The organism is Roseibium album (genome assembly GCF_965233825.1).
Taxonomy (GTDB): domain Bacteria; phylum Pseudomonadota; class Alphaproteobacteria; order Rhizobiales; family Stappiaceae; genus Roseibium; species Roseibium album.
Genome location: NZ_OZ247583.1, coordinates 6,153,789 through 6,175,460, shown reverse-complemented (window position 1 = coordinate 6,175,460; position 21,672 = coordinate 6,153,789). Strand labels below are relative to the sequence as shown.

Below are 21,672 nucleotides of genomic sequence, written 5' to 3'. Positions count from 1 at the left end.
ACCCGGCCTTCGGGCAATCGGCACGACCTGTTCGTGAAACGATCTCAGCAGTTTTGTTATCGTGCCTCCCGGACGATTTTCTGCAAAAATTGTGACAGGACTAGTTTACTTCAAGGCGGTGAGGGTCCCCATTCCATTTATCTGGACGTTGCGAAAACCGGCTTCGGCAATCGCTGTCCGAACCGCTGAACCTTCATCTTTGCTCGCTCCGGTCCGTAAGCTAAGCCTCCCGCCAGCTTGCAACACCCGAAAAGCATGGTTGAATGAAACCTTGCATTTGGTGTTCGATGAAAAAACGTCCGCAGGGATGTTCTCGAAGATAACGTCAGTGAAAAAATTCGCCAATTTATCCTTGTTGAGCAACTCGTTGTCCGGATCATTGATGCTGCCGACAAAGTCCGGATGCATCAGCGGATCAACGTCCATGAGAACATCCCCATGTGGACCGCGCGGAGCGTGATCATGGCCTCGAGCATAAAATACAGTGTCATCCCAACCGAGAATCTCACCTTGCGGTACGTCCAAGTCCGGGTCGACGAAGAGAGGATTGTAGTGAATGACTTCGGTTCTGCCGCAGCCAATGATCAATCGCGCCATAATGTTCCCCATCAATAAGGATCGCGTACAGCTGATCTATCTTGAATTGGTTTTGTTCGAAGTACGCGGAATAATTGTATTAATTTGCGCGAAAATTGCAAATATTTCAGCCGCAACTTTTGATATTGATTGCTAAAGCGGCCAGAAAATCAGTATTGCCGGGATGGCCACGACGAGTACGAGGATCTCCAGGGGCAGACCAATGCGCCAGTAGTCGCCGAACCGGTAACCGCCGGGGCCCATGATGATCGTGTTGTTCTTGTGGCCGATCGGCGTGAGAAATGCACAAGAAGCGGCAACAGCAACAGCCATCAGGAAAGGATCGGGATTGACCCCCAGGCTGCCTGCGATCTGTACGGAAATCGGTGCAGCAATGAGGCAAGTCGCGACATTGTTCAGGAAATCGGACAGGGTCATGGTCACGACCATGAGGACGGCGAGCGTAACCCAGGCCGGTGCTCCCGCCGTCACTGCAACAATGCCGTCGGCGATCAGTTGCGCATTGCCGGCATTTTCGAATGCCTGACCAAGCGGGATCAACGAGCCTAAAAGTACAATCACCTTCCATTCCACGGCATTGTAGACCTCTGTTCCGCTGACAAGGCCGGTTGCGGCATAAAGAACGACACAGGCGGCGAGGGCAACGGGCAGGTAGGCGAAACCAGCAACGGCCGCCGCGATGGCGAGGATGAAGCCGGCGATGGCAAGCCAGGCCTTGTTGCGCTGGATCATGCCGGTCTGGCGACCTTCAAGCGGCAGGACACCCAGCCAGGAAAAGGCGTTTTCAAGGCGCTCCTGCGTTCCGATCAACAGCAGGACGTCGCCTGGACGGATGGTTTCGTGTCGAACCCTTTTTTGAATGCGGCGGCCTTCCCGGGATATCCCGAGCAGCGTGACGCCATGTCCGTAGAGCAGCCTGAGATTAAAGGCCGATGTGCCGGTAATCCGGGCGCTGTCAGGCGCGATGGCTTCAGCCAGGGAAAGCGCCGAGCCGCCAAGTCCCCCCTTGTGTCGCTCGGACCCGGCAAAATCGAGTTTGGCAGCGCCCATGAAGCTTTCGATTGCTTTCGGATCGCCCTCAACCACGAGAAAGTCACCGCTCTTGATCGGTTCCCGGCGCGCGAAACCCTTGATCCGCCGGCCGTTCCTGATGAGGCCAATAATCACTACGTCCTTTTCCTCGGCAACCGGGTAAAGATCGCCAACGGACACCGGGTTTTCCTCTGAAACCTTGCTGACCTTCAACTCGGCCGAATAAAGGCTTTCGGCAAATCCTTCATCCTTCGGTTTATCGCGGAAATGGGGAGGCAGCAGGCGCCATCCGAACAAGGCTACGAAGGCAATGCCACAAACGGCTACCGAGAGCCCGACAGGCGCGAACGCGAACATGGAAAAGGGAGTGCCGAGCGCATCGGAGCGATATTCGGCGATGACGATATTCGGCGGTGTCCCGATCAGGGTGATCATGCCACCGAGGATCGTTGCAAATGAGAGTGGCATCAGCGACAGGCCGGGTGAACGCCCCGCCTTTTTTGCCGCCTCAAGATCGAGCGGCATGAGCAGTGCCAGAGCGGCGACATTGTTGATGATGCCTGAAAGTCCTGCTCCGACGACGGACATCAAGGTGATGTGGCCTGAAAGGGCGCGCGAGGCGGACAGCAGCCGATTGGCGATCAGTTCCACGGCACCGGAATTCATCAGGCCCTTGGAAACGATCAGGACGAGCGCAATGATAATGACTGCGGCATGACCGAAGCCTGAAAAAATATTGTTTGACGGGACAAGCCCCAGAAGCGCACCGCTGATCAGGGCGGCAAAGGCAACGAGATCGAACCTTATGCGGCCCCAAACAAGCAACGCGAAGACAATTCCGAAAAGAACAAACAAAGCGATTTGGTCAAAAGTCACGAAAAGCTTCTCCTGAAAAAACACGAGTGCCGACTCAGCAGAGCCAAACATGACCGAAGGTTAATCACAAGGCCACGCATCAGACATCTCCCATGACCAAATCTCTTTCATCGGCAAGGCAATGATGCACTTGCATAGAAGAGGGTGATTGAAATGAGTTACAAAAGCAGAAAGTTTGATACTGTCGACATCATGGCCCGTGCGTCACAAGACCAGCAAACCCGTCTTGGATCTCTGTTTGGACTTGGCAAGAACAAAGGCAAATGGCGTGACAGGAAAGGCCCGAACCCGTTGACGATGCTGGGCCTCGATCGCAGCTAAAAACAACCCCGCCCGTTTGTAGGCGGGGTTTTTTTGATAATTGCAACCTGATCCAGAGTGAAGTCTTTCCTGCATTTCAAGCTCACGCAATTTTCTGGATCTTCCGATTGTTTTCCTTAAAAAATACCGGGTTCCAAGCGAACTTGTCCGACTTGTAATCTTTCGTACAGACGCCGGACATGCACCCTCACTATATCCCTTGCAGAAGCAAGCTCACACGGCATTGCAAAACGAAGGGAGTGAATGAAATGGAATGGATAAACAATTCTTACCATGAGATCGGTCGTATGATGCGTGAATATGGTGCACGGAAGCCTCAGGCAGTGCCGTGTCACGCGTCGGCACAAGCCCGCAAGTGGGCGGACCAGAAGGGTTACAACCCGCTGATGACGATGGGCCTCGACCGCAGCTGATGAAAAACCCCGCCGGGAAACCCGCGGGGTTTTTCGTGTCACATCTCCAGAATGGTTTTCAGACAACCTTGACGGACAATGCCGGCAGTCCGTTGACCGTCGCTTTCATCGTGTCGCCACGTTCCACTGGTCCTACACCTGCCGGAGATCCGGTCAAGATGACGTCGCCTGCCGCCAGTTCGAAGTATTCCGACAGACAGGAGATCATTTCCGGGATCTTCCAGATCATCTGGTTCAGATCACCTTCCTGCCGAACTGTGCCATTCACCTTGCGTTGGATCGGCCCGCTGATACGAAGCCATTCCGATCCAGGCTTTCTACAAGATCCATTTCTGGGCTGCTTTGCCCGAGATACCTGGCGGCGTGCGTATTGGTGTCATTCGTGCCGAGAAACGCGTGATTGTCGGTCAGCTGCTGATCTCGATCGTGCTGTTTGCACGCGCCTTCTCGGTCTCGGAATTCCCGGCCTATCTGGAGCGACGTGTTTCCTACGACACAGCCAAACGATGAACGGAAAGGGTTGTGTCGGCTTCGATGTTGGAGGGATCGGGCAGACTTCAGATTTGAAGACGGCCCGAGATCGCGTCGTCGATGTCCTGCGGATGTTTCACCAGAGCCGACAGCGCAAGACGCAGACCCGCGGCGGCCGTTTCGACCGACATGCTCGGCGTGCCGAGATTGGCGTCCATTGCTGCTACTTCCGGCAGATGCGGAAGATGGATCCATCCTGCGGGTGTCGTTCTGTTCGTTTGCGCTAAGTGGTGCAAAACACCGTAGAAGAGATGATTGCAACAAAAAGTCCCGGCGGCATCGGATATGCCGGCGGGGATACCGCCATCGCGCATGGCCTTCACCATGGCCCGGAGGGGGAGGGTGCTCTGATAGGCAAGGGGGCCTTCGGGGGCGGTTGGTTTGTCCTGGAGAGAGACCCCGGCATTGTCTTTCAGGCCATAGCGTGTGGCGTCATTGAAATTCAACGCAAACCGTTCGACTGTGATTGTCGCCCTACCTCCGAATTCTCCCATCATGACGACGGCATCGGCACCGGATTGCGCCATGGCTGCCTTCACCGCGTCAATACACACAAAAAAAGTGTTGGGAATGACGCTTGAGACGATCCGGGCACCTTCAACGGTTTCTCCGTCGAGGTGCCGGGCGACTTTTTCAGCCGGATTGACCGGCGTCGTCCCGAAGGCTTCGAAACCGGTCAAGAGGATCGTTTTCATCGGGCACTTCTCCTGCGTTGCCCCTGAAGCTTAAGCGAGAGTACGGGCAGGAGAAAGGTGCCCGGGCCGATCAGGTATTGAACTTGAAGAGCAGCACGTCGCCATCCTTGACGATGTATTCCTTGCCTTCGTCACGGGCCTTGCCGGCCTCCTTCGCCGGGTTTTCCCCCCCCAGGGAAACGTAATCGTCATAGGCGATGGTCTGTGCCCTGATGAAGCCGCGTTCAAAATCCGTGTGGATGACGCCGGCAGCGCCTGGCGCCTTCGTTCCCTCGGTAATCGTCCAGGCCCGTGTTTCCTTCGGCCCCGCCGTGAAATAGGTGATCAGGCCGAGAAGGTCGTAGCCAGCACGGATCATGCGGTCGAGCCCCGGTTCTTCAAGGCCGATTGTTTCCAGGAATTCGTCCTGCTCTTCCTTGTCGAGCTGGGAAATTTCCGCTTCGATCGCGGCAGAAATGACGACTGCTATCGCACCTTCTTCCTTGGCTCTTTCGGCGACCTTCTGCGAAAGTTCGTTGCCTTCTCCAGCAGAGGCTTCATCGACGTTGCAGACGTAAAGCACAGGCTTTGAGGTCAGAAGGTTCAGACCTTTCAGCATTTTTGCTTCTTCCGCGTCCGCGGTTTCCAGCATACGGGCGGGTTTACCGTCCTGAAGCAGAACAAGCGCGGCTTCCATGATCGGCAGGACAGCCTTTGCTTCCTTGTCACCACCGCTGGCTTTCTTTCTCAACGGAGCAATACGGCGCTCCAGGCTCTCCATGTCAGCGACCATGAGTTCGGTTTCGACCGTTTCGGCATCCGCGAGCGGATCGATGGCTCCGTCGACATGGGTGATGTCGTCATCGACGAAGCAGCGCAGCACATGCGCGATGGCATCGACTTCGCGAATGTTGGCCAGAAACTGGTTGCCGAGGCCTTCTCCCTTGGAGGCGCCGCGCACAAGACCTGCGATATCAACGAAGGTAATCCGCGTCGGGATGACCTCTTTCGATTGGGCAATATCCCGGATCGCATAAAGACGCTCATCCGGTACGGCCACTTCGCCGGTGTTCGGTTCGATGGTGCAGAACGGATAGTTGGCGGCCTGCGCCGCCGCGGTTTTTGTAAGCGCATTGAATAGTGTGGACTTGCCGACATTCGGCAGCCCGACAATGCCGCACTGGAATCCCATGGGAGATCGCTTTCGGTTCGTGTCTGAAACTGTCGCCGCGCTACATGCCCGAGCGCGCCCGGCAGGTCAAGGCTTGCCGGGTTCGCAGCGGGTTCTGCTGGCGTTTCCTTCACGCCAAAGGCACTCCCTTCCAGCTGTCTTCACCGAACTATTGTAATCCGGCAGGGTCGACGAGGCCTCGCTTGCAGCCCATGCCGGTGCTCTCCGCGGCGCGCATCAGATCGCCCAAATCCGACTCCGGTGAAATCGTTCCGCCGAGGCTTATCCAGATTTCATTGATCAACGTCCTGCCGGAATCCGATTTTCATTTGATGAGAACCCGCTCGCCGCTTCCGCTGCCGAAACTTGAATCGAAAGCCGCTCTGATTTCCGCACCGGTGATCTCTTTGCCAACATTGTTGAAGAAGAGGTCGCCAACTGCAGAGTCATTGATCAGGGCGGTCAGATACAAAGTGTCATCGTAATACTCGTCGGCCCCGCCTTCACCGAAATAGCAGGTGCCGTGCTTAATCCACTCATGATGATGCAGAAAGCTGGCAAATCCCGGCATGGCGGCCTCCAGCGCGTCAGCTGTCTCGGTGTCGATTTGCGGCGCGGGCAGGCGATGCCAGTTATCCGGGTTGTCAAGGTTCCTGATGGCAGTTGGTACGCCGCAATAGTCGTTGCCCTTGGGCTGTGGCCACAGGCCGTGGATCGACAGCTGCCTCGTCGTGTGCGGAAGGTGCCCGTCATTGAGATCCCGGCATTCCTTCTTTCCAGGTCGTGTTTCGCAGAAGGCAGGCTGCCAGCTCAGGGTCAGCAGGTTGTCTGTGGACTCAGCGCCGGTCTGATCTATGACGACGTCGCCATTGGCATCGTCTTCAGCCCCACTTGTGAGCGTGTCGGCCTCAACCACGTGAATCCCGCACGAGCTGCTGACCCAGCGCGAGTCCGTGACAGGCGCATCGTCGACATGTACCTGGAAATAGTCACCACCCTCCTTGTTGATGCCGAGCATCTGATAGGCCATGTCCGGCTGCACAACAATGTTTCCCGGATTCGTTTGCTTGTTCTTGCTCTGGTAGGCCTCACATGCCTTCTCTGCGATGAAATAGCCGTCCAGTTTGACGAAAGCAAAAGCCGGGTTGGTGAAAGTGATTGAAATTGCTATAATAATTAGAGATCTGAACATTGCATCTCTCCCGAATTACCATGAAGTGAAGTATAGCATTCCAGATAAGTCGTGTCGATTTTGTGACGCGAATCACACTTTTTATTCCCTCTAAAGTTGTATTTTTTACCAAGCGACAAGACGCTTGCTGCCTGTGGCTAGCCGCCGCCCAGCAGCTTTTTCAGCATGTCCGCCATGGGGCCGGACTTGGGAATATCGGGGGTTTTTTGTTGCCGCGCCTGTCGGATGTGGCTTTGGCCTCTGGCTTTGCCGGATTTTGCGTCGTCGGATTTCGGCTTGTCGCCCTTTTCCGCACGTCGAGCCTTGTCCGGCTCCAGTGCAAGGGTCAGCTTGTTGGCGAACTGGCTGTCCTTCCCCTCAGCAAGGAGACCGGCATGATCGGCGATGTTTGTCAGAAGCGGGTCGAGCCAATCCTTGTCCGATTTTGAGAAATCACCGAGCACATAGTTGGAAACCAGCTTCTTGTCACCTGGATGACCGATGCCGAGGCGGAGCCTGCGATAGTCCGCACCGATATGGGCCGTGAGTGATCTCAGACCATTGTGGCCACCATGGCCGCCGCCCTTTTTCATCCGGAACCTGGCCGGAGGCAGATCAAGCTCGTCATAGAGAACGACGATGTCTTCCGGTTCGACCTTGTAGAAGCGCATCGCTTCGCCGATTGAGCGGCCGGATTCGTTCATATAGGTCGATGGCTTGAGGAGCAGGACCTTTTCGGAACCAAGACGTCCCTCGGAAACCTGGCCTTGAAAACGGGCTCGCCAGGGCTGGAATCCGGAGTGACGGCGATGAATCTCGTCAACGGCCATGAAGCCGATGTTGTGCCTGTTGCCGGCATATTTGGCGCCTGGATTGCCAAGTCCGACGATCAGTTTCATCATCCACCTTCGAGATCATGCTTGAAACGAAAAGGCAGCCGCGAGCGGCTGCCTGGGTCAGAAGGCGGAAACCGCCTCCTGAATGGTTCCAGTCGAAGCAGAAGCTTACTCGCTTGCAGCTTCTTCTTCCACAGCTTCCTCTTCGGTGGCTGCACCTTCGTCTTCTTCTTCTTCCTTCATGCCCGCCGGAGCAGCGATCGTTGCGATGGTGAAATCGCGATCGGTAATCGTCGGTTGGCAGCCTTCCGGCAACTGAATTGCGGAAATGTGCAGGCTGTCGCCCGGTTCGGCATTGGCAAGGTCGAGTTCGAAAGCTTCCGGAATTGCATCCGCAGGAACCGTCACTTCGACGGTGTGGCGAACGATGTTCAGAACACCACCCTTCTTCAGGCCCGGGCAATCTTCTTCATTGAGGAATTGTACCGGAATTTCGACCGTGAGCGTCGCGCCTTTCGCGACACGCAGAAAGTCAACGTGAAGAACATCATCGCGCACCGGGTGCAGCTGATAGTCTTTCGCGATAACCTGATGCTTCTTACCGTCGATATCGATGACGCCGATCTGTGCGGTGAAACCGCCCTTGTGCAGGGTGAGCGTGGTTTCTTTCACCGGAATAGTGATCGGCAGGGCGGGTTTCTTGTCGCCGTAGATTACGGCAGGTAGAAGGCCTTCGCGACGCAGTGCCCGTGCGGCCCCCTTGCCCACCCGGTCCCGTGCCGACGCCTTCAGCTCATAGCTGGCAGCCATGGCAAAACTCCTTGAGTGTATGATATCGGACCGGCGAACCACCGTATCGGAAAGACTTGAGTTGTCCGGGATCGGTCCAGAAGCGCCTCCTCCAGGGGTGCAGGCGCGAGCGCGCGTATAGCGGAAAAGGAAAGGCGATGCAAGAGCCGGTGCAATTCAGGCGGCGGTCCGCGCGACCTCCAGTCTAACCTTTCAGGCGGCGGGACGTGTCTTCCTGATAGCCCGGACCGGCCTTTTTTGCAAAGGAGGCGCGCCACGGTTCCGCCAACTGGTCCAGTCTTGACAACGCCAAGGCGATGTCCGGATCCAGTCGCGGATTGAAGCGCGCCAGGATGACGTCCATCAGGTTCCACTCCGGGCAAGGGCGCTCGACAAGTCTCAAATCGTCTCCCGCCGCAATTTTTCCGGTTTCCAGCACCCTGAAGTACCATCCCGTCCTGCCGGTTTTCTGAAACGACGCCGCCATGGCCGGATTGCCGGTGTGAAGATTGAGCTTCCAGCACGGCTGGCGACCCTGTGCGACCTGCAGCCGAACCGACCCGGCTGCCAGAATGTCGCCGATGCAAAGATCCTCCTCGGTGAACCCGGAACTCGAGATGTTTTCGCCAAAACCACCGGAATGAAAGGTCTGTGTGGTTTCAGGAAATTCCTGGAACCAGTGCGCGTAGTGCTCGGACGGGTATATATGGAGCGCTTTTTCCGGTCCGCCATGAACTTCCGTGTCTGCCTGCCGGTCGCCCGATAGACCGGTAAGGGTCACTTCCACCGGTGTTTCAGTCCGCGTCTTGTGGATCGCAGAAGGTGCCTTCCCCTCCCAGCGCTGTTGCGGCATGCCCTGAAACAGGCCGAGTATTGTTGCAGTTGTGTTCATGTTGATGGATTTCCTAGGCGGCTATGTGTTCGTGACAGATCTCGTTCGCATCGGCGGGCGCGAGCGGTACATCAAGAAGATTGCAATAGGCTTCGTTGCCTCTTTTCCTGTGGTGCGCACAAGTCCTGCAGAGGCCGAAAGACCTGCCTTTCCGGGTCTTCAAGATCTCCCGGACGAGGGTCTTGAGCGATCCCGTCAGGCCATTCACGATTTCGTCCGGGAGATCGTCGATGACATTCGCCAGCCCGGATGGGGCCTTCATCATGTCTTTGCCAAGGTCAGTCACATCGTATCGAATGCTGCGTTTGTCTGTCACTGATCTCGATTCGCAAATCAGACCCTTGCGCGCGAGTGCCTTCAGGGTTTGGGACGCGGTTCCCCGCGTCGTCACGAGGTACTCGGCGACATGAGAAGGTGCGCGCGAAAATCTGTTGGCACGCGCCAGGTAAGACAGCGCTGCGAATTGCGACGGGTTCAACGGGCCATTCCAGTCTTCAGCCGCATTCAATCGCGAGAGCCGATCAATCAGATCCCGGATCACCTGTGAATTTTTGTGCTCACTCATGTGCGAAATGTAGCGAGTCGAAATTAAACTTGCAATAGTTTCGACTCGCTACTATTAAGGTGATATTCTTGAAACAGGGAGTATCACTCATGCTGAAAACATTTCTTGGTGGTTTGCTTCTTGCCGGAATGCCGGCAGTCGCTCTTGCAGGCGGTGACCACGATCATCAGGCGCTGCATCAGGACGGCGCTGTCCTGTCGAGCGAAAAAGGCGACATAGATCCGAACTACGACATCCTGGCCGCCCATGTTCACCGCAAGGGCCGGGTCGTGACATTTCACATGACCCTCAAAGGGTCGGCCGGGGGAACGATACCGCAGGCTGCCGGTCAACTGGCCGGAGCGCCTGTCGAGGCTTATGTCTGGCCGACATCGTTGCCGCCGGAAAGCGTCGGGTTCGAGGGAGGCGAGGGTATCCTGGCACTTGTCGCGACCAGTCATCCGGATTTCGACGACACACCGCTCTATGATGAAGACGGTGACGGTGATGTCGCCAATGACGGTGCCAGGTGGCATTCGCACTGGGTGGTTCTTGCTCCCAACGAAAGCTGCGGAGAGGGCTCCTTGTCCGTACAGGACATTCCGGATGGCGCCGCGCCGAAAATGCCTGCGACCTGGCCCGGTCTTCCGCTCTATATTGACAGCCCCGGATTTTCGCCCGTTCTTGAGGGACCTGAAATTACGATCAATGTTTCTTTCGACGATGGCGTATCGGTGGAAGGCATGTCATATGACGGGGTTACATCTGCTCTCCGCGTCAACCAGAACGTTCACGCGCCTCTGCTTTGTGTCGTGAATGTTTTTGACGTTGCGTCAGGCGATCTCAGCCTGCCCGGAAGCGTGAATTAGGGCATGCACCTAAAAAGGGCGTTCGCGCCCTTTTTCATCAATGATTGTATTTTGCAATCATAGATAGAGAATAAAAGTAAATTCTATTGTGTAAATTGTCAGTATATCTCATTTTTTCTGACTTTCTGTACAGTTGTTTCAAGAAAACAATAATCCATACATAGAATTTTAATGCGCACGAGCCAGCATTTCCCGAGACAAGAAACTTGGGAGTAGTCAATGAAACACCTTCTTCATACCGCCACCGCAATCGGCTTTCTGTTCGCAGGCGCCGCATCCGCAAACGAATTTGAAAGCGAGCTCAAAACGCTGGCTACCGGAAAGATCGCGGAAATTGCGTCTTCCAGCGAAGTTGTCGCAGCTATAAAGGCTCAAAACGGCGAGACAGGTTCTTTCGATCAGGCAAAGATCGACGAACTGGACAAGACCTGGCGCGCTGAAGCGGAGGCCGTCGACCAGCCTATGATCGATGCCATTCTTGACAAGCCCCTGTCTGGTTATCTGGCCGAAGTCCAGGAAGGCAGCGATGGCCTCTTCACAGAGATTTTCGTCATGGACGGCAAGGGCCTGAATGTCGGCCAGAGCGATGTCACCTCGGACTACTGGCAAGGTGACGAAGCCAAGTGGAAGGATACATATTCTGCCGGCAAAGGTGCGGTTCACATCAGCGAGCTGGAAGAAGACGACAGTACCCAGACCCTGCAGAGCCAGGTCAGCGTAACTGTCGTCGACCCGGCCAGCGGCGAAGCAATCGGTGCAGTTACATTCGGCGTAAACGTCGAAAACCTCTGATTGCGAAACACGCGGGAGGGCGTCGCCTTCCCGCAAACCCCTGGAGAATTCTGTGAAAGTTGCGGCAAAACTTCCGGCGCTGGTCCTTGGCATAGCGCTTCTCTGCTCTGCCGGTGTAGGCATTGCCAGTTACGTTTCGAGTGCGGATACGGTTCGCGGACAGGCTGAACAACGTTTGATGGCGCTCGCGGAAAGCCGCCGCGACAGTTTGCTGGAACTTTATCAGGGAAAGCACAGAACAATCGAAGGCCACGTTCAGGGCAAGACGCTTCGCGCCGCCTACAGCGCCTTTGACACAGCCTGGGCGAAATACAAGGACAAGGCGTCCGCCATGCTGACAAAGATCTATGTCAGCGACAACCCGCACCCGATCGAAGAGCGGGACCAGCTCGTCAAGGCGGGAAGAAAACCCTATGACAAGGCCCATGCGAAGCATCACACGCCGCTTCGGGACTTTGCCGATGCCAACCGGTTTCCCGATCTCCTGCTCGTGAACTTGAATGGCGACGTCATCTACAGTGCGCGCAAACTGAGCGACTTCGGTGTGAACCTCAAGTCCGAAGCGTGGCAGAACACACCGCTGGCAGACGCTTACGGCAAGATCGTCACAGGTGGTCACGAAGCGATGCTGGCCTACGATCCGGCTCACTACCTGGGACGCGGCAACGAACCCACGGGTTTCCTCGCCGCGCCCATTTCTGTTGGTTCCAAGACAATCGGCATGGTGGTCTACGAGGCCCCGACGAAAGAGGTCACCGCATTGCTCGGCAAGTTTTCGGGACTGGGTGACACCGGTGAAACGTTGCTGATCAACAAGAGCGGTCTTGTCATGAATGACAGTCTTCGCTCCCCGGAGGTATCGGAACTTCTGAGCGACCAATTTGCAGCGCCCGAGATTCTCTCCTCCATGGGAGGGGAAAGCACATTCACACGTTTGGCCGATTTCAACGGCCGCGATGTCTTTGCCGCGATTGTCCCTGTTACGGCATTCGGCCAGCAATATGCAGTTGTCGTCGTACAGGGAGCCGGCGAGGTGCTGGCCCCCTTGACGACGCTTCAGTTCTGGATTTTTGCGATCGCGATCGTCTGCGCCGTGCTGGCATGCGTGATCGGGCTTGTGATGGCGCGCAGCCTGTCGGGTCGAATTTCGACCCTGAGTGAAATCATGAACAAGCTTGCCGGAGGCGACACAAGCGTCGACGTGCCTGCTCAATCGACCCGTGACGAAATTTCGGAAATGGCGGGCTCCGTCCGCATATTCCGCGAAAATGCGCAGGAGCGGGAACGGCTTGAAACGGAACAAAAAGAAACGTCTTTCGAGCAGGAGCGACAGGCAAACGCCGTTGCCGGCCTGATTTCAGAATTCAGGTCCGAAGTGACCCAGATGCTTGATGCGGTCTACAGCAACAGCGAACAGATGCGGGTGGCAGCCGAAGACCTCAACGGGGTCGCGGATGAAACCGCAGGCGAAGCCTCGAGCGCCTCCAGTGCCTCTGAAGCTGCGTCGACCAATGTTCAGACCGTTGCTTCAGCCTCGGAAGAACTATCCGCGTCAATCCAGGAAATTCGCCGGCAGGTGCAGTCGACGACCGAAATCGTGCGCGACGCGTCGCAGGCCGCGGTGCAGACGAACACCAAGATCGAAGGGCTTGCCGAGGCAGCGCAACGGATCGGTGATGTGGTCAACCTGATCTCGGCGATTGCTGAGCAGACCAATCTGCTTGCGCTAAACGCGACCATTGAAGCTGCGCGGGCGGGAGAGGCCGGACGCGGGTTTGCCGTGGTGGCTTCCGAAGTCAAGGAACTTGCAACGCAAACAGCCAAGGCAACGGAAGAGATCGAAGGTCAGATCGGTGAGGTACAGGCCGCGACCAAGGAGGCCGTTTCCTCCATCGCCGGGATTACCGAGACGATGAGCCAGGTCGACGAATACACCGGTACAATCGCTGCCGCGGTCGAACAGCAGGGCGCTGCAACGAACGAGATTTCCGGCAATGTACAGGACGCAGCCAGAGGAACCCAGGAAGTCGCGCAGACAATCGTCACGATTTCCGAAAAAGCACAGGTGACCAGTTCCTCGGCAGTTCAGGTGCTCAATGCATCGACCGACGTCAACACGCGCACCACGGACCTGCGTGAAACCGTTGACCGGTTCCTGAAGGCGGTGGCCGCCGCCTAGGCGCAATGCCCTACCGGATGTGCCGGGCGACCCGGCACATCCCCATCAAATCAGTTTTCATTTGGTGCATAGCTGCTCGGATCAACCATGGATGGTCGATCCTGAAGTGACAACTCGGTCTGCCGGGCTGGTGTAGAAGCAATGACCCTGCCGCTTTTTACGACATTGAGACGTGTGGCCTTGAGGCGAATTGCCTCGATTGTGTCTCGGGCCTGAAGCACGACAAAATCTGCCTTGCAGCCTTTTTCAATCCCGTATCCTTCGAGCCCCATGGCTTTGGCCGGATGGGACGTGACGCATTCATAGCAGTAGCGAATGTCGTCTCGACTGGTCATTTGAGCGACATGAAGACCCATCGAGGCGACTTCAAGCATGTCTGCCGACCCCATCGAGTACCAGGGATCCATGACACAGTCGTGCCCGAAGGCAACGTTGACGCCATATGAGCGCAGCTCGGGGACGCGTGTCTGCCCCCTTCGCCTGGGATAGGTGTCATGGCGGCCCTGCAGAGTGATATTGATGAGAGGGTTTGCAATTGCGTGAACCCCAGCTTCGGCAATCAGCGGCAGCAGTTTGGACACATAGTAGTTGTCCATTGAATGCATGGACGTCAGGTGCGAGCCGGCAACACGTCCCTGAAGCCCCAACCGCTGTGTCTCAAAGGCAAGCGTTTCGATATGGCGCGACATGGGGTCGTCCGTCTCGTCGCAATGCATGTCGACCATCAATCCGCGTTCGGCCGCAATTTCGCAAAGCCTCGCGACCGATCTGGCACCATCGTCCATTGTCCGCTCGAAGTGAGGTATGCCGCCGACAATGTCGACGCCCAGGTCGAGTGCCTTCAGGAGGTTCTTTTCCGCATTGGCAGATCGGTAAAGGCCGTCCTGCGGGAAGGCGACCAATTGCAGGTCAATATAATCCCTGACTTTCTCGCGAACCTCCAGCAGACCCTTCACGCCGGTCAGCCGGTCGTCACAGACGTCTACATGGGTCCGGATCGCCAGTAACCCTTGCGAAACGGCAAGGTCGCAATATTTCAGTGCCCTTTCAATGACCGCTTCGACTGTCAGGATTTCCTTCAGTTCTCCCCAAAGAGCGATACCTTCCAGCAGGGTTCCGCTTCGGTTCATGCGTGGCAAGCCGAGCGACAGCGTGGCGTCCATGTGAAAATGACTGTCGATGAAGGGAGGGGAGACGAGCTTGCCTTCCGCATCGATGACCCGCTCTGCGTCTGCGCTTATTCCGGCCTCAACAGCTTCGATAATGCCGTTCCGGCACGCAATGTCGACGTCGGTTGCGCCGTTCGGCAGATTTGCGTTCTTAACAATAAGATCAAAGCTCATCGGATCTTGTCTCAGCGTTGGCCACGGAAATAGGGAACAAGCAGTGCTCTTGGATAGTCGGCACGTCTTGCGACGAAAATCAGCGCGGCGATCGAGAGGATATAAGGCATCATGAGAAACAGCTGCCCGGGTATGAAACTGCCGACTTCCGTTTGCAACCTAACCTGAAAGGCGTCGAATGCGCCGAACAGGAGAGCGCCGATGAGTGCTTTGCCCGGACGCCATGATGCAAAAACGGTGAGCGCGATGCAGATCCAGCCACGGCCATTGACCATTCCGAAAAAGAATGCGTCGAACGCAGACATGGTCAAAAAGGCACCGCCGAGGGCCATGACAGCTGATCCGGCGACCACTGTTCCCATGCGAACGGCATAGACGGACAGCCCCTGTGATTCAACTGCAGACGGATTGTCACCGACCGCCTGGATCGCCAGGCCGAGCGGCGTGCGGTACAGCAGGTAGGCCGTTGCCAAAACCAGGAAAAGTGCCAGGAATGTCAGTGGTGTCTGCTGAAACAAGGCAGGTCCGATGAACGGCAGCTCACTCAGCACTGGAATATCCAGAGGCTGAAAGGCTTCGATCCGCGGGGGCGATGAGACATCGGGAAGCGCGGTCCTGTAGATGAAGTAACTGAGCGATGTTGCAAAGAGCGTGACCCCGATCCCCGAGACATGCTGCGACAGGCCGAGCGGTACCGTCAGGATTGCATGGATCAGCCCGAAGACGGCCCCGGCAAAAGCGGCGACCAGGACGCCGCCCCACAATCCCGCTCCGAGCCAGACTGCCATCCAGCCGGCCATCGCGCCTGCTGTGAAAATACCCTCAATGCCGAGGTTGAGCACTCCGGCGCGTTCGCAAATGAGCGCTCCGATCACACCGAAGATCAGCGGCGTTGCAATGCGCAATGCGGCCGCCCAGAAATTTGCAGAAAGGAGAATTTCGAAAATCTCGATCATTTGGCGATCTCCCTTGTCGATGGAGCGCCGATGAACCTCACCTTGAAGCGAAGAAACAGGCCTGACACCAATACGCACAGCAATGCCATGGCAACGATCAGGTCGGCCAGATAGTTGGATACCCCTGTTGCCCGGGACATTGAATCGGCGCCGACGAAGATGCTGGCAATGAACAGGGCCGCAAAGACAACCCCGATCGGGGAGAGGCCGGCAAGCATGGCCACCACGATGCCCGAATACCCGAAACCGGGCGACAGGTCGGCGGTCAGATACCCCTTGAGGCCGGCAACCTCACCAACGCCTGCCAGTCCGGCGAGAGCGCCAGAAAGAAGACCCACTCGAACAAAGGTGGCGGTAACCGGAATGCCGGCGTGACGGGCAGCGGCGGCGTTTTCACCGACCGCCCTGATCTCAAAGCCCCATACCGTTCGTTTCAACAGGAAATACACGCCGAGTGCCGCGGCGAGCGCGACGACAAGACCCCAGTGTATCCGCATTCGGTCCAGAAGTTTCGGCAGTGCGGCTTCATCCAGGATGGGTTCAGACTGAGGCCATCCCATGCCCATCGGGTCTTGCATCGGGCCTTCCAGCATCATTTGAACGAAGAGCAGGATGATGAAATTCAGAAGAAGTGTGGTGACGACCTCGTCGACTCCAAGCCGGGTTTTCAGCAGCGTTGGCCCAAGCATGACAAGGCCTCCGGCAAGAGCTCCGGCAAGTGCGACCATGGGTATGAGAAGGTAGGCTGGAGCGGAAATGGCACCGGTGCCAACAGCCACGGCTGCAAGTGCGCCAGCGTAAAGCTGTCCTTCTGCGCCGATGTTCCAAAGCTTTGCCCGGAAGGCAACAGCGGCAGCAAGACCCGTCAGAATGAGCGGAGTTGCCCGGGTCAGCATTTCCGTAAAGGCGAACAGGGATCCGAAAGCCCCCTTTGCCATGAGGCTATAGGCGTTAAATGCGGAGAGTCCGGCAAACGCCATGGGAATGGCGGCCAGAACAAGCGCGGCAAACGCCGCGGCAAGTGAAACGGCCAGCATCCGGGAAACGGAAACGGGTCCTCGTGGTTCAAATCGTATCATGCGGCTTGTTCCCCACCTTGGCCGGCCATTCTCAATCCGAGCGTTCCCCGGTCGAGCGTTTCGGTCTCCTCAGCGCTGGAAAGATGTCCGCGATGGATGACGGCAATGCGGTCTGAAAGACGCATGAGTTCATCCAGATCCTCTGAGATCAGGATAACGCCGGCACCTCGTGCGCGTGCCGCCAGAAGACGCTTGTGCACGTCCGAGGTCGCACCGACATCGAGACCGCGCGAGGGTTGGGCCGCCAGAACAACCTTTGGCTCGGGATCAAGAGTTCGTGCCAGGACGATCTTTTGTATGTTGCCGCCGGACAGAAGCCGGGCAGGGCTGTCTTCACCCTGACATCGAATGTCGTAGGCCTTGATCAGATTGCGTGCCTTTTCGCGCATCGCAGAAAAGCGGAGAAGACCAAAGCGCTGGTTTTCAGGCTTGCGAATGGATTCGATGGCCAGGTTTTCGGACACGCTCATCGGTCCGACAATGCCGTCCCGGTGACGGTCTTCGGGAATGCGTGCGAGTCCGTTGTTAATCACCGCTCGCGCGTTCGCATCCGTCCTGTCGTCTCCTTCCATGGAGATGGTTCCCGAAGCGGGTGGCTCCAGTCCCGAGATGACACGGGCGAGCGTTGTCTGACCATTTCCGGATACACCCGCTATTCCCAGAATTTCGCCGGAACGCAAGACGAGATCGACCTGGTGAAGGGCGTCGCGACCATCGCCGACCGAAATGTTCTGGAGCGCGAGCAATGGAGCACCCGGTGATCCGGCATCGCGTACTGTTTCGACGATTTCGTGACCGACCATGAGTTCGGCCAGTTTCCTCAGATCGCATTCCGCGGTTGGCAGGTCTGCTACCTTGCGCCCACCGCGAAGAACGGCGACGCGGTGCGACGATGCCATCACCTCTGCGAGCTTGTGGGAAATGAATATGATGGCGAGACCGTCCGCCGAAAGTTTCTTCAGTGTCGCGAACAGCGTGTCCGATTCTTGCGGGGTCAGCACGGCTGTCGGTTCGTCAAGCACGAGCACGCGGGCATCGCGGTAGAGTGCCTTCAGAATTTCCACGCGTTGTTTTTCACCCACCGACAATTGGGAAATTCGGGCATCAAGAGGGACATCAAGACCGGAGCGCGTGATCAGTTCTGCCAGCTTTTTTCGGGCAGGTGCGCGCGCCGAGGTCAACGATATCAGTTTCTCGGTGCCCAGAATGATGTTGTCGAGCGCACTCAGATTTTCCGCCAGCGTAAAATGCTGGTGAACCATGCCGATGCCCGATTCGAGTGCCGCATGAGGAGATCCGGGCTCCAGTTCGCTCAACCCGGTTCCGCTCTGATCGACGAGAACCTTCCCTTCGTCGGCCACATAGTGACCGAACAGGATGTTCATCAAGGTGGTCTTTCCTGCGCCGTTTTCACCTAGCAGGGCAAGGATTTCTCCTTGCTTCAGATCGAGCGAAACGTCGCCGTTTGCCGTGAGCATGCCGAAGCGCTTGGTGATACCGTCCAACCTGAGGACGACGTCTGCCTCCTGCGTGGGTCCCGTCATGCGGACCTCCGGAATTGTGTTCTTGGGGCCGCAGATGCGGCACAGGGCAGGGTGGTGCCGGCGGCCAAGGGCCGCCGGACGAAACCACTACATCGTTGACTTGGGCTCGCTGTCGTTCACGTTGACGCGGAACAGACCGTCAAGGATTTCCTGCTCTTTTGCCTTTGCCGCGGAAACCGCGTCGGCGTCCGCCAGACCTTCGTCAACGACGAAGCTGCCGCCGCCATAGGACATGAAGCTGAACGGACCATAGTCGGCCGGCTCGAAACTGCCATCGACGACCGCTGTAACCGCCCGGTCTATGGTCGGCTCCATGTGCCACAGGGCGGAGGACAGAATGGTTCCCGGATAGTCGCCTGCAGTGTCGATCACGTTGCCGATCGCCAGGATTTCCTTTTCCTTGGCGGCATCGGATACGCCAAAGCGTTCCGCGTAGAGAATATCGGCTCCCTTGTCGACCATGGCAAAGGCAGCTTCCTTGGCCTTGGGCGGGTCGTACCAGGAATTGATGAAGGTCACGAGGAACTTGACGTCCGGATTGACCGAGGTCGCGCCTTCCATGAATGCGTTCATCAGTCGGTTGACTTCCGGAATGGCATATCCGCCGACCATGCCGATCACATTGGACTTGGTGCTGGAACCGGCGATCATGCCGGACAGATAACTCGGTTCATGGATCCAGTTGTCGAAGACAGCAAAATTCGGTTTGGCAGGGCCGAAGGACGACCCCATCAGGAAGGCGGTGTCGGGATATTCGGCGGCGACCTTGCGTGCGGCGCGTTCAACTGCAAAGGCTTCACCGACCACAAGATCCATGCCTTGCTCGGCATATTCGCGCATCACCCGTTCATAGTCGGTGTTGGCGACGTTTTCGGAAAATGTATACGTGATTTCTCCACGGTCCTGGGCAGCTTTCAACGCCTTGTCGATCCGGCTGACCCATTGTTGTTCAACCGGTACAGTGTAGATCGCAGCCACTTTGATCGGGTCGGCCGCCAGGGCCGAAACATGCGGAAGTGCGGTGGTCGCCGTGACAGCCAACGCGGCTGCCAACAGGGTCCTGCGCACCCTGGAAAAAGGTCTTGAAACGAGCATTTTTATCCCCTGGAAGGTTCTTTTTACCAGAGAAGTGGATCACAAAATATGCGTGCTCACAAGCTGTGCAGAGGGGTGCAACGCTGATTTTTTGAACAATTGGAAAAATTTTTGAAGGCATGCAGAGTGAAAAAAGCTGAAATTGTTGTCAGTTAGCTGTTGAGCGCGACAGCGCAAAAAAAACGCCGGCGGGGCCGACGTTTTTGCTTTCAGGGACCAGTCTCAGTTGAAAAGACTGGAAACCGATTTCTCCAGAGCGGTCCGGTTGATCGCTTCTCCCATGAGCGGTGCGATCGATATCGTACGGATATTTGCCGCTGCCGTTATCGCGGCTGTCGGCTCGATCGAGTTGGTAATGACGAGCTCTTTCAGCTTTGAAGAAGTCACGCGCGCCACGGCTCCACCCGACAAAACGCCATGGGTGATGTAGGCGGTTACCGATTCTGCGCCTTTTGCAAGCAGCGCTTCAGCTGCATTGCAAAGCGTGCCGCCGCTATCGACTATGTCGTCGACAAGGATGCAATCGTAGCCGTTGACATCACCGATGATGTTCATGACTTCCGATTCTCCAGGCTTGTCGCGACGTTTGTCGACGATGGAGAGTGGCGCTTCAATCCGCTTGGCAAGCGCGCGCGCCCGGACAACGCCCCCTACATCCGGCGAAACAACCATGACGTTGTCAGTGGCGTATCGTTCCTTGATGTCGCGCGTCATGACAGGCGCTGCAAACAGGTTGTCGGTCGGTATATCGAAAAAACCCTGGATCTGTCCGGCGTGGAGATCCAGGGTCAAAACGCGGTCAGCGCCGGCTTCGGTGATCAGATTGGCCACCAGCTTCGCCGAAATCGGAGTTCGGCCGGAGGCCCGCCGGTCCTGGCGGGCATAGCCGAAATACGGTATCACCGCCGTGATGCGACGCGCCGAGGAGCGGCGCAATGCATCGATGATGATAAGAAGTTCCATCAGGTGATCGTTGGCCGGGTAGCTGGTCGGCTGTACGACGAATACATCCTCGCCGCGTACGTTTTCCTGAATTTCCACGAAGATTTCCTGGTCGGCAAAGCGCCGGACCTGGCATTTGGCCAGTGGAGCGTCCAAATAATTGGAGATTTCCTCAGCCAGGGCTCGGTTGGAATTGCCCGCGACGATCTTCATAAGCCGCAAGTCCTTCTGGTGCGACACCGGGTGTGCAGGTAGACATACCCTGCAGACACACGGAAAAGGCCTAGGTCGTGTCAAGTGCCGGGAGCCATGAGGTATGTCGAAGTACCCCCGGCAGGCGGCGGCGTTGTAACAACCAAGCAACCGGACCACAACAGGTGATAGGCTTTCACACCGTCTTTTTTTTATTTTTTATGACGCGGCGCAATAATAATCCGGCGAACTTATCATTATCGGTTGAGCCAGGCCTCGATTTCCACCATCGAGCGAGTGGCGATTCGCGATAGTGTGGAAGAGCTGACAGACTGCCATGGGTCGCCCGACGCTCCCCCGGTCGTCTCTGTACCGGAAATGCGTTTCAAGCGGCGCCCGTTATTGTCGACGATATCAAAGACGTAGAACACGGTTCCGTTGGATGGCTGGCCGGTTGCGGCCAGAAAGCCGTTGACGCGATAGGTTGCAACGGCGCCGACGCGGCGCACCAGCGTGATATCCTGTTTACGGGCTTCATTGCCGATATATTCAGAGAGTTCGTCGGCTATGTTGCCGGGGGCACCGGTAAAGGGTTCGAATGCGAACGTCACTCCGGATTCTTCGTCTGCCTGACCGGCAATCGACGGCGTCGAAACAGCGCCGGAAATCGGTGTCGGAGGTTGTGATGAAGACTGGCAGGCGGCAAGTGCGCCAACAAGCAGCAAACCTGCCAATGCCCGCAGGACCGAAGAAATTTTCTGACTGGAAGTTGAGAGCATGAAGCGGCCCGGCATTGAGAGACGATGTCGATATGAATGCGATCCGGCCATGCCA

At 56.7% G+C, this 21,672-nt stretch carries 22 protein-coding genes and 1 pseudogene; 6 read left to right on the top strand and 17 right to left on the bottom strand.

Going from position 1 to position 21,672, the window contains the following annotated elements; genetic code table 11:
• Positions 1–105: 105 nt before the first annotated feature.
• Together ACO6TI_RS28420 and ACO6TI_RS28415 are read right to left on the bottom strand one after the other, a co-directional pair.
• The gene (locus ACO6TI_RS28420) at positions 106–426 is read right to left on the bottom strand and encodes a hypothetical protein (protein ID WP_422383838.1); all 321 of its coding nucleotides are present in this window, start codon (positions 424–426) and stop codon (positions 106–108) included.
• Positions 427–729: 303 nt separating this feature from the next.
• A complete protein-coding gene (locus tag ACO6TI_RS28415; RefSeq protein ID WP_422383837.1) occupies positions 730–2,505 on the bottom strand; it encodes an SLC13 family permease in 1,776 nt (591 codons plus the stop codon).
• Between the two features lie 153 nt (positions 2,506–2,658).
• Here ACO6TI_RS28415 and ACO6TI_RS28410 point away from each other — a divergent pair, with 153 nt between their 5' ends.
• Together ACO6TI_RS28410 and ACO6TI_RS28405 are read left to right on the top strand one after the other, a co-directional pair.
• Positions 2,659–2,826 carry a hypothetical protein gene (locus ACO6TI_RS28410; protein WP_158705549.1) on the top strand — a complete coding sequence of 56 codons (168 nt, stop codon included), beginning with the start codon at positions 2,659–2,661 and terminating at the stop codon, positions 2,824–2,826.
• Between the two features lie 248 nt (positions 2,827–3,074).
• Positions 3,075–3,239, top strand: a complete 165-nt coding sequence (locus ACO6TI_RS28405) for a hypothetical protein (RefSeq protein ID WP_196916536.1) — start codon at positions 3,075–3,077, stop codon at positions 3,237–3,239.
• A gap of 58 nt (positions 3,240–3,297) precedes the next feature.
• Here ACO6TI_RS28405 and ACO6TI_RS28400 read toward each other — a convergent pair.
• Positions 3,298–3,525, bottom strand: a pseudogene (locus ACO6TI_RS28400) (fumarylacetoacetate hydrolase family protein); the annotation flags it as partial.
• Positions 3,526–3,602: 77 nt separating this feature from the next.
• On the opposite strand from ACO6TI_RS28400, the gene ACO6TI_RS28395 reads away from it, so the two are divergent.
• Positions 3,603–3,749 carry a hypothetical protein gene (locus ACO6TI_RS28395; RefSeq protein WP_196916534.1) on the top strand — a complete coding sequence of 49 codons (147 nt, stop codon included), beginning with the start codon at positions 3,603–3,605 and terminating at the stop codon, positions 3,747–3,749.
• A gap of 47 nt (positions 3,750–3,796) precedes the next feature.
• Here ACO6TI_RS28395 and pcp read toward each other — a convergent pair whose 3' ends face one another.
• The 7 genes from pcp to ACO6TI_RS28360 form a co-directional block, all read right to left on the bottom strand.
• Positions 3,797–4,465: a pyroglutamyl-peptidase I gene (gene pcp, locus ACO6TI_RS28390; protein ID WP_422383836.1), complete on the bottom strand. Its 669-nt coding sequence runs from the start codon at positions 4,463–4,465 to the stop codon at positions 3,797–3,799.
• Positions 4,466–4,535: 70 nt separating this feature from the next.
• On the bottom strand, positions 4,536–5,636 hold the full coding sequence (gene ychF, locus ACO6TI_RS28385; protein ID WP_055117863.1) for a redox-regulated ATPase YchF: 1,101 nt from the start codon (positions 5,634–5,636) through the stop codon (positions 4,536–4,538).
• Positions 5,637–5,940: 304 nt separating this feature from the next.
• Positions 5,941–6,645, bottom strand: a complete 705-nt coding sequence (locus ACO6TI_RS28380; RefSeq protein ID WP_422383835.1) for a ribonuclease T2 family protein — start codon at positions 6,643–6,645, stop codon at positions 5,941–5,943.
• A 299-nt stretch (positions 6,646–6,944) separates the two neighbouring features.
• Complete coding sequence (gene pth / locus ACO6TI_RS28375; RefSeq protein ID WP_422385342.1) at positions 6,945–7,685, bottom strand: aminoacyl-tRNA hydrolase; 741 nt, start codon at positions 7,683–7,685, stop codon at positions 6,945–6,947.
• Positions 7,686–7,790: 105 nt separating this feature from the next.
• Positions 7,791–8,432, bottom strand: coding sequence for a 50S ribosomal protein L25/general stress protein Ctc (locus ACO6TI_RS28370; protein ID WP_055117858.1), 642 nt, complete (start codon positions 8,430–8,432; stop codon positions 7,791–7,793).
• A gap of 184 nt (positions 8,433–8,616) precedes the next feature.
• Entirely contained in the window at positions 8,617–9,303 is a 687-nt protein-coding gene (locus tag ACO6TI_RS28365) for an MOSC domain-containing protein (protein WP_422383834.1), read from the bottom strand.
• Between the two features lie 13 nt (positions 9,304–9,316).
• A complete protein-coding gene (locus tag ACO6TI_RS28360; RefSeq protein ID WP_422383833.1) occupies positions 9,317–9,868 on the bottom strand; it encodes a MarR family winged helix-turn-helix transcriptional regulator in 552 nt (183 codons plus the stop codon).
• A gap of 89 nt (positions 9,869–9,957) precedes the next feature.
• On the opposite strand from ACO6TI_RS28360, the gene ACO6TI_RS28355 reads away from it, so the two are divergent.
• From ACO6TI_RS28355 to ACO6TI_RS28345, 3 genes are all read left to right on the top strand, one after another.
• The gene (locus ACO6TI_RS28355; RefSeq protein ID WP_197000174.1) at positions 9,958–10,716 is read left to right on the top strand and encodes a hypothetical protein; all 759 of its coding nucleotides are present in this window, start codon (positions 9,958–9,960) and stop codon (positions 10,714–10,716) included.
• A gap of 219 nt (positions 10,717–10,935) precedes the next feature.
• Entirely contained in the window at positions 10,936–11,508 is a 573-nt protein-coding gene (locus ACO6TI_RS28350; protein ID WP_104703887.1) for a hypothetical protein, read from the top strand.
• A 52-nt stretch (positions 11,509–11,560) separates the two neighbouring features.
• Positions 11,561–13,687: a methyl-accepting chemotaxis protein gene (locus ACO6TI_RS28345; RefSeq protein ID WP_422383832.1), complete on the top strand. Its 2,127-nt coding sequence runs from the start codon at positions 11,561–11,563 to the stop codon at positions 13,685–13,687.
• Between the two features lie 50 nt (positions 13,688–13,737).
• Here the strand turns inward: ACO6TI_RS28345 and ACO6TI_RS28340 are convergent, their stop codons facing one another.
• The 7 genes from ACO6TI_RS28340 to ACO6TI_RS28310 form a co-directional block, all read right to left on the bottom strand.
• Positions 13,738–15,030: an amidohydrolase family protein gene (locus tag ACO6TI_RS28340; protein WP_422383831.1), complete on the bottom strand. Its 1,293-nt coding sequence runs from the start codon at positions 15,028–15,030 to the stop codon at positions 13,738–13,740.
• Between the two features lie 11 nt (positions 15,031–15,041).
• On the bottom strand, positions 15,042–15,986 hold the full coding sequence (locus ACO6TI_RS28335) for an ABC transporter permease (RefSeq protein WP_173937371.1): 945 nt from the start codon (positions 15,984–15,986) through the stop codon (positions 15,042–15,044).
• Positions 15,983–17,065 carry an ABC transporter permease gene (locus tag ACO6TI_RS28330; protein ID WP_055117844.1) on the bottom strand — a complete coding sequence of 361 codons (1,083 nt, stop codon included), beginning with the start codon at positions 17,063–17,065 and terminating at the stop codon, positions 15,983–15,985. Before ACO6TI_RS28330 ends, ACO6TI_RS28335 begins: the two co-directional genes overlap by 4 nt.
• On the bottom strand, positions 17,062–18,609 hold the full coding sequence (locus ACO6TI_RS28325; RefSeq protein WP_422383830.1) for an ABC transporter ATP-binding protein: 1,548 nt from the start codon (positions 18,607–18,609) through the stop codon (positions 17,062–17,064). Before ACO6TI_RS28325 ends, ACO6TI_RS28330 begins: the two co-directional genes overlap by 4 nt.
• A gap of 87 nt (positions 18,610–18,696) precedes the next feature.
• Entirely contained in the window at positions 18,697–19,704 is a 1,008-nt protein-coding gene (locus tag ACO6TI_RS28320) for a BMP family protein (RefSeq protein ID WP_422383829.1), read from the bottom strand.
• A gap of 222 nt (positions 19,705–19,926) precedes the next feature.
• Complete coding sequence (locus ACO6TI_RS28315; protein ID WP_055117838.1) at positions 19,927–20,859, bottom strand: ribose-phosphate pyrophosphokinase; 933 nt, start codon at positions 20,857–20,859, stop codon at positions 19,927–19,929.
• A gap of 236 nt (positions 20,860–21,095) precedes the next feature.
• The gene (locus ACO6TI_RS28310) at positions 21,096–21,617 is read right to left on the bottom strand and encodes a hypothetical protein (RefSeq protein WP_104703950.1); all 522 of its coding nucleotides are present in this window, start codon (positions 21,615–21,617) and stop codon (positions 21,096–21,098) included.
• Between the last annotated feature and the right edge of the window lie 55 nt (positions 21,618–21,672).

Bases quoted from the DNA above. Each gene is read 5' to 3' on its own strand.
- ACO6TI_RS28420 (WP_422383838.1), bottom strand. From the start codon at position 426: ATGGACGTTGATCCGCTGATGCATCCGGACTTTGTCGGCAGCATCAAT.
- ACO6TI_RS28355 (WP_197000174.1), top strand. From the start codon at position 9,958: ATGCTGAAAACATTTCTTGGTGGTTTGCTTCTTGCCGGAATGCCGGCA.
- ACO6TI_RS28365 (WP_422383834.1), bottom strand. From the start codon at position 9,303: ATGAACACAACTGCAACAATACTCGGCCTGTTTCAGGGCATGCCGCAA.
- ACO6TI_RS28360 (WP_422383833.1), bottom strand. From the start codon at position 9,868: ATGAGTGAGCACAAAAATTCACAGGTGATCCGGGATCTGATTGATCGG.
- ACO6TI_RS28350 (WP_104703887.1), top strand. From the start codon at position 10,936: ATGAAACACCTTCTTCATACCGCCACCGCAATCGGCTTTCTGTTCGCA.
- ACO6TI_RS28330 (WP_055117844.1), bottom strand. From the start codon at position 17,065: ATGATACGATTTGAACCACGAGGACCCGTTTCCGTTTCCCGGATGCTG.
- ACO6TI_RS28320 (WP_422383829.1), bottom strand. From the start codon at position 19,704: ATGCTCGTTTCAAGACCTTTTTCCAGGGTGCGCAGGACCCTGTTGGCA.
- ACO6TI_RS28405 (WP_196916536.1), top strand. From the start codon at position 3,075: ATGGAATGGATAAACAATTCTTACCATGAGATCGGTCGTATGATGCGT.
- ACO6TI_RS28325 (WP_422383830.1), bottom strand. From the start codon at position 18,609: ATGACGGGACCCACGCAGGAGGCAGACGTCGTCCTCAGGTTGGACGGT.
- pcp (WP_422383836.1), bottom strand. From the start codon at position 4,465: ATGAAAACGATCCTCTTGACCGGTTTCGAAGCCTTCGGGACGACGCCG.
- ACO6TI_RS28410 (WP_158705549.1), top strand. From the start codon at position 2,659: ATGAGTTACAAAAGCAGAAAGTTTGATACTGTCGACATCATGGCCCGT.
- pth (WP_422385342.1), bottom strand. From the start codon at position 7,685: ATGAAACTGATCGTCGGACTTGGCAATCCAGGCGCCAAATATGCCGGC.
- ACO6TI_RS28310 (WP_104703950.1), bottom strand. From the start codon at position 21,617: ATGCTCTCAACTTCCAGTCAGAAAATTTCTTCGGTCCTGCGGGCATTG.
- ACO6TI_RS28340 (WP_422383831.1), bottom strand. From the start codon at position 15,030: ATGAGCTTTGATCTTATTGTTAAGAACGCAAATCTGCCGAACGGCGCA.
- ACO6TI_RS28335 (WP_173937371.1), bottom strand. From the start codon at position 15,986: ATGATCGAGATTTTCGAAATTCTCCTTTCTGCAAATTTCTGGGCGGCC.
- ychF (WP_055117863.1), bottom strand. From the start codon at position 5,636: ATGGGATTCCAGTGCGGCATTGTCGGGCTGCCGAATGTCGGCAAGTCC.
- ACO6TI_RS28380 (WP_422383835.1), bottom strand. From the start codon at position 6,645: ATGGCCTATCAGATGCTCGGCATCAACAAGGAGGGTGGTGACTATTTC.
- ACO6TI_RS28370 (WP_055117858.1), bottom strand. From the start codon at position 8,432: ATGGCTGCCAGCTATGAGCTGAAGGCGTCGGCACGGGACCGGGTGGGC.
- ACO6TI_RS28315 (WP_055117838.1), bottom strand. From the start codon at position 20,859: ATGAAGATCGTCGCGGGCAATTCCAACCGAGCCCTGGCTGAGGAAATC.